The 12,086-nt window shown below is 66.0% G+C and carries 10 protein-coding genes; 5 read left to right on the top strand and 5 right to left on the bottom strand.

Going from position 1 to position 12,086, the window contains the following annotated elements; all coding sequences use genetic code 11:
• Positions 1 to 5 precede the first annotated feature (5 nt).
• Positions 6 to 728: a hypothetical protein gene (locus H7J93_RS09920; protein ID WP_267306123.1), complete on the top strand. Its 723-nt coding sequence runs from the start codon at positions 6 to 8 to the stop codon at positions 726 to 728.
• Here H7J93_RS09920 and H7J93_RS09915 read toward each other — a convergent pair.
• Positions 688 to 2,100 carry an MFS transporter gene (locus H7J93_RS09915; protein WP_372507838.1) on the bottom strand — a complete coding sequence of 471 codons (1,413 nt, stop codon included), beginning with the start codon at positions 2,098 to 2,100 and terminating at the stop codon, positions 688 to 690. The genes H7J93_RS09920 and H7J93_RS09915 overlap by 41 nt on opposite strands.
• Before the next feature lie 90 nt (positions 2,101 to 2,190).
• Between H7J93_RS09915 and H7J93_RS09910 the strand changes: the two genes are divergently transcribed.
• Positions 2,191 to 3,252, top strand: coding sequence for an alpha/beta hydrolase family protein (locus H7J93_RS09910; protein ID WP_267306121.1), 1,062 nt, complete (start codon positions 2,191 to 2,193; stop codon positions 3,250 to 3,252).
• A gap of 899 nt (positions 3,253 to 4,151) precedes the next feature.
• On the opposite strand, the gene uvrB is transcribed toward H7J93_RS09910, so the two are convergent.
• Positions 4,152 to 6,302 carry an excinuclease ABC subunit UvrB gene (gene uvrB / locus H7J93_RS09905; protein ID WP_267306120.1) on the bottom strand — a complete coding sequence of 717 codons (2,151 nt, stop codon included), beginning with the start codon at positions 6,300 to 6,302 and terminating at the stop codon, positions 4,152 to 4,154.
• A gap of 69 nt (positions 6,303 to 6,371) precedes the next feature.
• Between uvrB and H7J93_RS09900 the strand changes: the two genes are divergently transcribed.
• Complete coding sequence (locus tag H7J93_RS09900) at positions 6,372 to 6,881, top strand: ribonuclease FAU-1 family protein (RefSeq protein WP_267306173.1); 510 nt, start codon at positions 6,372 to 6,374, stop codon at positions 6,879 to 6,881.
• A gap of 97 nt (positions 6,882 to 6,978) precedes the next feature.
• Positions 6,979 to 7,545: a hypothetical protein gene (locus tag H7J93_RS09895; RefSeq protein ID WP_267306119.1), complete on the top strand. Its 567-nt coding sequence runs from the start codon at positions 6,979 to 6,981 to the stop codon at positions 7,543 to 7,545.
• Here H7J93_RS09895 and H7J93_RS09890 read toward each other — a convergent pair.
• The 3 genes from H7J93_RS09890 to rpsA form a co-directional block, all read right to left on the bottom strand.
• Entirely contained in the window at positions 7,542 to 7,880 is a 339-nt protein-coding gene (locus tag H7J93_RS09890) for a hypothetical protein (protein WP_267306118.1), read from the bottom strand. The genes H7J93_RS09895 and H7J93_RS09890 overlap by 4 nt on opposite strands.
• 102 nt (positions 7,881 to 7,982) lie before the next feature.
• Positions 7,983 to 9,206: a dephospho-CoA kinase gene (gene coaE / locus H7J93_RS09885; RefSeq protein ID WP_267306117.1), complete on the bottom strand. Its 1,224-nt coding sequence runs from the start codon at positions 9,204 to 9,206 to the stop codon at positions 7,983 to 7,985.
• Between the two features lie 78 nt (positions 9,207 to 9,284).
• Positions 9,285 to 10,733, bottom strand: coding sequence for a 30S ribosomal protein S1 (rpsA, locus tag H7J93_RS09880; protein WP_267306116.1), 1,449 nt, complete (start codon positions 10,731 to 10,733; stop codon positions 9,285 to 9,287).
• Between the two features lie 179 nt (positions 10,734 to 10,912).
• On the opposite strand from rpsA, the gene H7J93_RS09875 reads away from it, so the two are divergent.
• Entirely contained in the window at positions 10,913 to 12,082 is a 1,170-nt protein-coding gene (locus tag H7J93_RS09875; protein ID WP_267306115.1) for a PrsW family intramembrane metalloprotease, read from the top strand.
• Positions 12,083 to 12,086 lie beyond the last annotated feature (4 nt).

Raw genomic sequence — 12,086 nt, 5'->3', positions numbered from 1 at the left:
CGTCCATGGCGCCCGATCTCCTGACCGCGGTGCTCGACGCGCACGGCGGACTCGCCGTCTGGCGGCGCTTCACCCGCGTCGAGGCCACGATTGTCAGCGGCGGCCTGCTGTTCGAGATGAAGGGCCAACAGCCGGACCCGACCCCTCGCAGGATGACTGCAGCGCTGCACCGCGAATGGGCCTCGGTGCACCCGTTTGGCGCCGACGACCAGAGAACCGACTTCGCACCGGACCGGGTCGCGATCCAGAAGCTCGACGGCACCCTGGTCGCCGAGCAAGCGGACCCGAGGTCGTCGTTCGCCGGCCACGAGCTCGACACCCCGTGGAATCCCTTGCAACGGGCCTACTTCAACGGCTACGCGATGTGGACGTACCTGACGGGCCCATTCCTGTTGACACTGCCGGGATTCACTCTGCGACCGCTCGATCCGATCGAAGACGATGGTCGAGAACTGACCGGTCTGCAGGTGACGTTTCCGGCCGGCGTTGCCAGTCACAGCACCCTGCAGGAGTTCTACTTCGGGCCCGACCTGCTCCTGGCGCGGCACGAGTACCGCGTCGACGTCGCAGGCGGGTTCGCCGCGATTCAGTACATCTCGGACTTCGTGGACGCCGACGGCATCAAGATGCCGACCAAACGACGGGCCTACCGGCGTGGTGACGACGGCCGCCCGCTTTTGGATCAGCTCATGGTGTCGATTGACCTGTCCGACTACCGCTTCTCGTAGAGGCCACAAGGCCGACGACAGCCAGCACCGCGAAGGTCACGAACATCCACCGTGCCGCCGTCGCATCCCCGCGGTCGGTGGCGTTGACCACGATGCCCGCCAGGCCCGCCCCGAAAACTCCGAAGATCAGCTGCACGGTGTTGATGGCTGCCGCCGCACGGCCGCCCTCGCTGGCGTCGTCGACAGAGCCCATCGCCCACGCCGACAGATGCGGCCACGCCATGCCGACCCCGGTCCCCGTGAGCGCCAGCGCGACCACCCAGACCGCGATCACTAGGCCCGACGCGTCGTCGACCTGAGTCGCCGCCGCCAAAGCCAGCCCCGCGGCCATCACCAGCGGCGCCACCGCGACGATGCGCACGACGACCTTCGTCCGGGTCACCGATGCGCTGGCGATCTCGCTCAGCGTCCAGCCGACAGCCAATGCGACCCCGAGGAACCCCGCCGCCACCGGCGCGAGATGCGCGAGCCGCTGGCCGAAGAACGGCACGTACAGGTCGACCATCGTCGCGGCCATCAGCATGCCGAGGGTGAGGTAGATCCACTTCAGCGGGCCGGGCCGAAAAGCCGTGGGCGGCAGCACCGCCGCGCTCGCCCGACGGTCGACGATCAAAAACACCGCGACCAGCCCGGCGCCCACCCCAACCAGTGCGACGGTCCAGAGCATATTGCGAGGGACACCCGCGATGCTGATCGCCAGCGCCGCCGCACCGAGCAGCAGCAGCGACCACACCGGTATCCGGTCACGCACCGGCGGCGCATCGGTGCGCGCGGGCAGGGCGAACGGCACCAGCACGGCGATGGCGGCGGCCAGCACGACGAGCACGCCGAAAGCCCAACGCCACGAACCGTATTGGGCGAACAAGCCGCCTGCCGCGGGGCCGAGGAGCGTACCGACGCCCCACATCGCCGACACGAGGGCCGACGCTTTGGTCCAGAGCGTTTGTGGCAGCGTGGAATTGATGACCGCGTAGCCGAGCCCTGCGAGCAGTCCGCCGGCCGCGCCCTGTATCACTCGGCCGACCAACAGCAGTTCCATCGTCGGCGCCAGCGCGCAGAACAAGCTGCCGAGTCCGAACACGCCGAGTCCCGAAAGGTAGGCCCACCGGGGGCCCACCCGTGCCAGCACAGCGCTCACGGTGGTCGCCGCCACCACCGACGCCACCAGGTACACCGTGGTGACCCATACGTAGAGGCGCTGGCCGCCGATCTCGGCGACCGTGCTCGGAAGCAGGCTGATGGTGAGGAACTCGTTGGTGGCGTACAACGCAACGCCACCGGCCAACACGGTCGAGGCTCCGAGGTACTTCGGCCCCAACAATTCACGCCAGCCACCGGTGGCTTTCGTTGCGGTTACGGACACGCCGCTCACGCTAGGAGCTCAACCGCGGTTGAGGTCAAGTTATTCCGATAGGTGGCGCTCAGACCGCAAAAGTCCCTGGCTGACGCTAGGTTGCAACTCATGTTGCGAGCTTTGGTTTGCACGTTGATCGCCGTACTGGTCGCGGGCTGCGGTCAGGGCGGCGACACCCGAAACGAGCCCGCTCCCGTCGCCCCGGATCCCGCCGTCACCGTCGGTATCCGGCAGGTCGAGTTCGTCGACCGCGGCCCGGACGGGACAGACCGCCATCTGGCCTTGGACGTCTTCTACCCAGCCGTCGCGGCTCCGCCCGGCGCCGAGGCGTTCCCGATGCCGTTCTACACCGACGTGACGGTCTATCCCGACCTGTCCCCGGTGGACATCGAACGTCACCCGTTGATCCTGTTCTCACACGGGCGGGGCAGCAACGGGTTGGTCTACGCATGGTTCGCGCAGGCACTCGCCAGCCGCGGCTACATCGTCGCGGCCTTGGACCACTACCGCGCCAACAGCTACGACTCGTCGATCGTGTATCTCGCCAACAAGCTGTGGCAGCGGCCGAAGGACCTGACGCTCACCGCGAATTTCCTTGTCGGCGACGCCTTTTGGGGGCCATTGATCGACAAGGACAGGATCGGGGTGGCCGGACATTCGCAGGGCGGGTTCACATCGCTGTGGATCGGTGGAGCCCGGGTCAACGCCGAGAGGTATCTGGACTTCCAGCGCGGCTGGAAGAACAACCGGGCGGTGCCCCAACATCTACGCGATCAGCTACCGCTCGACGCCGCTCCCGCCCTCGATGTCGCGGATCCGCGGATCAAGGCGGTCTTCGCCATGGCGCCGGGGATCATCCAGGCGTTCGGGATGGACGAGGCCGGGCTGCACGAACTGAAGTTGCCGACCTATCTCATCGTCGGCGCCCGCGACACCCAGACGCCGCCCGACGAGAACGCCGAATTCGCCGCGCACAATATTCCCGGCTCTGAGCTGAACATCCTGCCCGGCGACGTCGACCACGAGATCTTCACCAACCAGTGCAACCAGATCGGTCGCGACGAGTTCCCAGAAGCCTGCATCGACGCACCAGGTGTCGACCGGGCGGCCCTGCATCGCGAGATCGCCGACGCCGCAAGCCGCTTCTTCGAGAGCCACCTGCGGGACTGACTACTTCAGCCCCGCGGCCGGCGCGGAGGTTGCGCGCCTCAGCATCTTGTGAGGTAGCCGAAACGGGCCATCTGCAGAAGATGGCCGCATAGGGCGATGCGCCGCCCACGTCGCCGCTTCTACGTTCGTGGCATGACCGAAATCGCAAGCGTCGAAACGACTACTCGAGGCGCGGGTCAACCCGCCTTCCGCGGCATGGGGTGCGGATCTTCTGCCTCGTGTGTTGCCGCGCCTGCGAATTGAGGCAATCGCTCATGTGCCGGCCGTTCCGTGCGGCCAGACATGTACGCGTCAGAAGCCCATCAAGCAAGGAACCCACATGACGACACGCAACAAGCTCGGCAAGCCTCTTTGGATGCTCGACGGGCCATCAACCGAAGGAAGAGAAATGCACACCCAGCAGGTGCGTACATTCAAACGATCGACCGCGGCGACGGTGTTCGGGGCGGCGGCGCTCGCATTGGCGCTCGGCGGCCTCAGTCAACCCGCGGTCTCGCACGCGGAAAGAAAGTGGGACCCTAAGTCCTACGAGAACTGCAGCAATGCAGCGTTAAAGCGTCACGAAGACGGAAAGACCACGGCGCCGCAAGCGTTGGAAGAGGTCAAATTCTGCTGCTGGAGAGCTGGTGGACAGCTGAATGGGTCCAGATGCGAACCGGCCCCGATGCAAGGGCCTCCCATGCCCTCGGATAGCCCCGAAGTGGCAAACCCAGGGCCGGTCGTGGGTGGTCAGAACCCGCCGCCAGCAGCGCCGCCGGAACCAGTGGCGCAGCCAACGCAACCCGCACCGCCACCACGCCCCGGTTGGGGGGTCCCCGACATCATTCGCCGCTGAGGCTGCCTCGTTTGAGCACCCGATGCAGGCGGGCGGAGTCGGGCCGCCCGCCTTGGGCGATGAGCTACTTCAACCCCGCGGCGTCCATCCCGCGCAGTTCCTTCTTCAGATCGTGGATCTCGTCGCGGATCCGCGCCGCCAACTCGAACTGCAGATCGCGGGCGGCGGCCATCATCTGCTCGGTCAGATCCTTGATCAGGTCGGCCAACTCGGCGCGGGGCATGTTGGTGGTATCGCGGCCCTCGATGATGCCTGCGCTGACGGCACGGCCCGGCTCGCCCTGAGCGCGACGGCCGCGCGACGCGTTGCGCCCCGAACCACCGACCTCCACATCGTCGGCCTCGCGGTACACCTGGTCGAGAATGTCGGCGATCTTCTTGCGCAACGGCTTTGGATCGATGCCGTGTTCTTTGTTGTAGGCGATCTGCTTGGCCCGGCGGCGATCGGTCTCGTCGATGGCTTCCTTCATCGAGTCGGTGATCTTGTCGGCGTACATGTGCACTTCGCCCGACACGTTGCGCGCCGCACGACCGATGGTCTGGATCAGGCTGCGCGGCGACCGCAGGAAGCCTTCCTTGTCGGCATCGAGGATCGCGACCAGCGACACCTCCGGCAGGTCGAGCCCCTCCCGCAGCAGGTTGATGCCCACGAGGACGTCGTAGTCACCGAGCCGCAGCTGTCGCAGCAGCTCGACCCGGCGCAGTGTGTCGACCTCGGAGTGCAGGTAACGCACCCTGATGCCCATCTCGAGCAGATAGTCGGTCAGGTCCTCGGCCATTTTCTTGGTCAGCGTGGTGACCAGCACGCGTTCGTCGCGCTCGGCGCGAAGGCGGATCTCCCCGATCAGATCGTCGATCTGCCCCTTGGTCGGCTTCACCACAACCTTCGGGTCGACCAGGCCGGTCGGGCGAATCACCTGCTCGACGAACTCGCCGGCGGACTGGCTCAGCTCGTAGGGGCCGGGTGTGGCCGACAGATACACCGTCTGCCCGATCCGGTCGGCGAACTCCTCCCACGTCAGCGGCCGGTTGTCGATCGCTGACGGCAACCGGAATCCGAAGTCCACGAGGTTGCGCTTACGGGAGATGTCGCCCTCGTACATGCCGCCGATCTGCGGGACCGTCACGTGCGACTCGTCGATGACCAACAAGAAGTCGTCCGGGAAGTAGTCCAGCAGGGTGGCGGGTGCCGAGCCGGCAGGCCTGGCGTCGATGTGGCGCGAATAGTTCTCGATGCCCGAGCAGAACCCGACCTGGCGCATCATCTCGATGTCGTAGTTGGTGCGCATGCGCAGCCGCTGCGCCTCGAGCAGCTTGCCCTGGCCTTCCAGTTCGGCCAGTCGCTCCTCGAGTTCCTGCTCGATGGTGGAGATCGCGTGGGCCATCCGCTCCGGTCCTGCGACGTAGTGGGTGGCCGGGAAGATCCGCAGCGAGTCGACCTTGCGAACCACGTCTCCCGTCAGGGGGTGCAGGTAGTACAGCTCCTCGACCTCGTCGCCGAAGAACTCGATGCGCACCGCCAGTTCCTCGTACGACGGGATGATCTCGACGGTGTCGCCCCGGACGCGGAACGAGCCGCGGGTGAACGCCATGTCATTGCGGGTGTACTGCACGTCCACCAGAAGCCGCAGCAACGCGTCGCGCGGGACCTCCTGGCCGACCTTCAGCTCGACCGACCGGTCCAGGTAGGACTGCGGGGTGCCCAAACCGTAGATACAGGACACCGACGCCACCACCACGACATCACGCCGCGACAGCAGGCTGGACGTCGCCGAGTGCCGCAGCCGCTCCACATCGTCGTTGATCGAGCTGTCCTTCTCGATGTAGGTGTCGGTCTGCGCGATGTACGCCTCGGGCTGGTAGTAGTCGTAGTACGAGACGAAGTACTCAACGGCGTTGTGCGGCAACATCTCCCGTAGCTCGTTCGCCATCTGCGCGGCGAGCGTCTTGTTGGGTTCCATCACCAGCGTCGGCCGCTGTACCCGTTCGATGAGCCATGCCGTCGTCGCCGACTTACCGGTGCCGGTGGCGCCGAGCAGCACCACGTCATGCTCCCCCGCATTGATCCGGCGCTCGAGCTCGTTGATGGCCGCCGGCTGGTCACCTGCCGGCGCGTATGGGCTGACCACCTCGAAGCGTCCGCCGGCGCGCACGATCGAGTCGACAGGGCGGTACTCCGAGTGCGCCAGCACGGGATGTTCGGTAGCGAAAGCCATATTCACCAGGGTAGAACCCCGCACCGACATGTTCTGTTCCGCAGACCGAGCCGACCGTAGGCTGTCTCCATTCACCCTCCCAAACACGAGACATTCGACCTGGTGGCCCGCACCAACACCGATCCGAAGGGCATCGAGCGGGCCGTGGACGTCTACACCGTCCAGCCCTGGGGCCTGTACATGGCCCGGCCTACGCCTGGTCGCGCCCAATTCCACTATCTCGAGTCGTGGCTGCTGCCCGAGCTGAGCCTGCGGGTCACCGTGTTCCACTTCAACCCTGGTCATGAACGCGACCAAAACTTCTACCTCGACGTCGGCCGCTACACGCCGGGCGAAACCGAGTGGAAATCGGAGGATCATTACCTCGACCTGGTGGTGCGGACCGGATTCGGCGTCGAGCTGGCCGACGTCGACGAGCTGCTCACCGCCGTCCGGCACCGCTTACTCAGTCCCGAGACCGGCGAACATGCAGTTCAGACCGCCGTATCAACGATCGAGGGACTGTCGCGGCACGACTATGACCTCGACCGCTGGCTCGCCAGCCACGGCGTGGTCCTGACCTGGCGGAATGCGACGTAACGCCTGGTTGATCTTGATCGATGACCAAGTGATGGCAATTTCTGCGAAAACCGGCTGCATCTCTCTGACATGGGCAAAGCCGGTAAAGTCAGCTCTCATGAGTTCTACCAAGCGCCGGTGGCTTGCTCTTGCCGCCGTCGCTGCCGCCGGCGCGGGCACGCTCTTGTCTCCGGCGGCCGCGTTCGCGCAACCAGTCACCGAGCCCGAGCCGCCACCGACGCCAGCGGCCGCCGATCCGCCTCAGGTGCTCCACAACGTGATCTACCGCGCGCGGGCCGACGGCACATCGCGTGACGCGGTGGTGGCCTACAAGCAGGATGACCACAACGTCAACAGCGCCACGCCGACGATGCTGCCCGGCCAGACCTTCGAGGTGAACACCGTTCTCGACGACCCCAAGCTGGCGGGGATGGAGTTGTCCATCGGGTGGCCGTACGGATCGAACCTGCACTGCGAGATCCTGGTCGACGATCAGATCGTCGCTCAGGCCGATCAGTTCATCGCGCCTCGGTTGTTCCGCGTCAAGGACGATCCGCTGTACGGCACCCTGCAGTGCGGCGCTCCGCTGAACATCGCGAACCCGGTGGCTCCGGCACCCGACTCCGCGCCTGCCGAGCCGTCCACCGAGGCGTCCGAGGCGGCGGCGACGGAACCGGCCGCCTAAGCGACTACCTGCAACGAGCCCAGTGGCTGCAGCACTGGCAGGCCCGGATCACGTTGCGTGTCAATCGGTTCGACGACCACGCATTCCTGCTTCTTATTGCAAATCGTGTCCGACCCGTCCTTCCATGAACACATCGCTCCCGTGTGTTCGCCCGACGGGCTGAATTTGCCGCCGTAGCGGTCGCACATCAGCTTGAGGCCGCTCTCGGATTGGTTGAACTTCTTGGGCTCGGCTCCGGCGATGCTGGCGGATCCAAGTGCGACGCCGATACCGACGACGCCGAGACTCGCGGCGATGAGAACGGTCTCCGCCGCCCGTGCCACTGCATGGGACATGACGTACTCCTCTGGTGGGCGCAGGCCCGGTCGGGCCGCTGCTACCGGTAGGAGCTACGGGCGTCGGTCAAGTGGACACTTTTGTTGGGAAGTTCCCAACGGTTACGGCCGCCAACCGGTGGTGTCAGCCCATTCCCAGGCCCGCCGGTAGGCGTCGAGGAACCATGGCTCCTTTGCATCGGCGTATGCGCCGGTGTTGGGGTGCGCCTGCGCCGCCACCCGCCGTTTCAGCGCGACATAGTCGGCCTGCACCGACGGGTTGGCCCGCAACCAGTCGACGAACAGCAGGGCGAACTGCTGCCCCGGCCAACCGTCGACCCGAAGATGGACGTGGGTCGGCCGGCCGGGGTCGGCTGAGCAGTGAAGTCGCTTGTGCCACAACGATTCATCGTTGGTGTGATCGAACGCGGCGGCGGTGCTGCGTGCGTCGGGCTTACCCACGTCCGCAGTGATCGGCGTGTGTACATACCCCGCATTGACCAGCGCTTCGGCGAGCTCGTCGGCCGCCTCGAGCGAGGCCACCGTCACCTGCATGTCGATCACGTCTTTGGCGTCGACCCCGGGAACCGCCGTGGAACCGATGTGGTCGATGCGCACGGCGCGGTGACCGCATGCGGTGTTGAGCCGGGCCGTCATCCTGCGCGCCTGTTCGGGCCACGACGGATCGCTCGGCACGAGGACCGGCTCGGTGCGCGCGGGCTGTCCGTGGTCGAGGTTGTGGGCGAACGGCAGGATGCGCTGATGCCACAGCTCACGGGCCTTGCCGATGAGGTCGGCGGTGCTGCCCGAATTGTCCAGCCACACGTCGGCCACAGCGCGGCGCTGTTCCTCGGTGGCCTGCGCCGCGATCCGGGCCCGGGCATCCTCCTCGGTGAAGCCGCGGTGTTCGATCAGCCGCTTCACGCGGACATCCTCGTCGGCGTGCACGATCACCACCAACGGGAACATCGGCGCCATCCCGGACTCGACGAGCAGCGGGATGTCCTCGACGATCACGGCATCATCGGCAGCGGCCGCGATCAGCTCCGACCGACGGTGCGCGACCAGCGGATGCACGATGCCGTTGAGCATCTGCCGTTTCTCGTCGTCGCTGAAGGCGATGGCCGCCAGGGCGGGCCGGTTCAGCGCGCCGGCCATCGGTCCGCTGGCGTGCAGGATGTCACGACCGAACGCGTCGACCAGCTTGGCCAACCCCTCGGTCCCCGGCTCAACGACCTCGCGGGCGATGACGTCGCCGTCGACGACGATCCCTCCGAGCTCACTGAACGTCGCCGACACCGTCGATTTTCCGGCGCCGATTCCTCCGGACAGGCCTATACGCAGCACCGCACCAGTTTGTCAGTACCCGAAAACAACGAACGCCCCAGCTCGACCGAGCCGGGGCGCACGTTGTTGTTCTAGAGATCAGGCGTTCCCTGCGAGCTTCTCCCGCAGCGCCGCCAGCTGGGCGTCGCTGGCCAGCGACCCACCGGCCGCGGGCTCCTCCTCGGAGCGAGACGAACCATTGGCCGACGCCGGCTTCGCAGCCTCGGCAGCTTCGGCTGCAGCGAACTTCTCCATCTGCGCGGTGTGCATCTTGTGCCTGCGCTCCGCCTCGGCGTAGCGCGACTCCCACTCCTCGCGCTGCTTCTCGAAGCCCTCGAGCCATTCGTTGGTCTCGGCGTCGAAGCCCTCGGGGAAGATGTAGTTGCCCTGCTCGTCGTAGCTGTCGGCCATGCCGTACTTCGACGGGTCGAACTCCTCGGTGTAGTCCTCGTTGGCCTGCTTGAGGCTCAGCGAGATGCGGCGACGCTCCAGGTCGATGTCGATGACCTTGACCATCGCGTCGTCGCCGACCTGGACCACCTGGTCCGGGACCTCGACGTGGCGCTCGGACAGCTCGGAGATGTGCACCAGACCCTCGATGCCCTCCTCGACGCGGACGAACGCACCGAACGGCACCAGCTTGGTGACCTTGCCCGGCACGATCTGGCCGATGGCGTGGGTACGGGCGAAGTGGCGCCACGGATCTTCCTGAGTCGCCTTGAGCGACAGCGAAACCCGCTCGCGGTCCATGTCGACGTCGAGGACCTCGACGGTGACCTCGTCGCCCACCTGCACGACCTCGGACGGGTGATCGATGTGCTTCCAGGACAGCTCGGAGACGTGCACCAGGCCGTCGACACCGCCGAGATCGACGAACGCGCCGAAGTTGACGATGCTGCTGACCACGCCCTTGCGGATCGCGCCCTTCTGCAGCTGGTTGAGGAACTCGCTGCGCACCTCGGACTGCGTCTGCTCCAGCCAGGCGCGGCGGCTCAGCACCACGTTGTTGCGGTTCTTGTCCAGCTCGATGATCTTGGCCTCGATCTCCTTGCCGATGTACGGCTGCAGATCGCGGACACGACGCATCTCGACCAACGACGCGGGCAGGAAGCCGCGCAGGCCGATGTCGAGAATCAGGCCGCCCTTGACGACCTCGATGACGGTGCCCTTGACGGCCTCGTCCTTCTCTTTAAGCTCTTCGATGGTGCCCCAGGCCCGCTCGTACTGAGCGCGCTTCTTGGACAGGATCAGGCGGCCTTCCTTGTCCTCCTTGGTGAGGACCAGGGCTTCGACCTCATCGCCCACGGAGACGACCTCGTTGGGGTCGACGTCGTGCTTGATGGAGAGCTCACGGGAAGGGATGACGCCTTCGGTCTTGTAACCGATGTCGAGCAGGACTTCGTCACGGTCAACCTTGACGATGGTTCCCTCGACGATGTCGCCATCGTTGAAGTATTTGATGGTTTTGTCGATGGCGGCGAGAAAGTCCTCGGCCGAGCCGATGTCGTTGACGGCTACTTGCGGCGAGGTGACGGAGGGACTTGGCATGTGGTGGGTTGCTCCGGACAGGTTGGGTCGTAGGGACAGTTGTTAAGGGTGTTACCCGCCATAGACCTATAGAAAAACCACAGACAGGTACCCGTAGAGGTTACTCGACTGGGTACATGCAGGACAAACTCGGTCCCAGTAGCAGCGCAACCCGCCACCTCGTTGATTACCCTGCCTACGTGGCATACGCCGGTGCTCCGCAGCAGTCATGGCCGATTCACCCACCCTTTCAGCGCAAAATCCGCCACGTCGGCGCGCCGTTGGGCGTGCTCATCCTGCTGGGCATCATCGCGGGCCTGATCGTCATCGGCCTGACCGCGCTCAACCCGGTCGGCGCCTCGGTCGGGTTCGTGCTGTCCGGGGTGGCGATCGCCGTGGTCGTGTTCGCCTATATCTGGCTGGACCGGTGGGAACCGGAACCGCCCCGGCTGCTGATCTTCGCGTTCCTGTGGGGCGCGTCGGTCGCGGTGATCCTCTCGGTGATCATCGGCCTCGTCCTGGAGTCGATGATCGTCCGAGGCGTGTCCGAGGACGTGAGCTGGGTGTCCATCGCGATCGGCGCACCCGTCGTCGAAGAAGCCGCCAAGGGTGCGTTCCTGCTGCTCATGATGACCGGGCGGCGACGCCGCGAACTCAACTCACTGACCGACTGCCTGGTGTACGCCGGCCTCGTCGGCGCCGGTTTCGCCTGGTTGGAGGACATCCTCTACATCGCCGACGGCGCGTCGCTGGGCGACTCGCTGCTGACGGCCGCCGTCCGGCTGATTATGGGGCCGTTCGCGCACTCGCTGTTCACCACGATGTTCGGCATCGGCGTCTGGTTCGCCCTGCACAAGCGCAGCGCCCTCGCGAAGGCCGGCTGCATCCTGCTCGGGTACCTGGCCGCGGTGATCATGCACGGGCTGTGGAACGGGTCGTCGCTGATCGGGCCCGAGACGTACTTCGCCGTGTACTTCTTCTGGATGGTGCCGGTGTTCGTGTTCGCGATCGTGCTCGGCATCCGCAGCCGCAGGAAAGAGCAGCAGATCGTGGCCGAGAAGCTGCCGGGCATGGTGGCGGCCCAACTCGTCACCCCGAGCGAGGCGACGTGGCTGAATTCGATCCGCAACCGCAAGCTGGCGATCGCGCACGCCCACCGGATCGGCGGAAAACCCGCCCGCAAGGCGGTCGAGAACTTCGCCGCCCAGGTCATCGAGCTGGCATTCGTCCGCGACCGCATCGATCGCGGTTTCGGTGACGAGCGGGTGTACGCGATGCAGACGGAAGAGGCCTACGCGGTGCACGCCGCCCGTATGTCGGCGCCCGCCCTGGCCGGGCTTGCCGGGTTCCACGCCCCGCCCGTTCGATAAATCG

The organism is Mycobacterium barrassiae (assembly GCF_025822765.1).
In the GTDB taxonomy this organism is placed as follows: domain Bacteria; phylum Actinomycetota; class Actinomycetes; order Mycobacteriales; family Mycobacteriaceae; genus Mycobacterium; species Mycobacterium barrassiae.
This window is presented reverse-complemented; position numbering and strand designations above follow the sequence as displayed.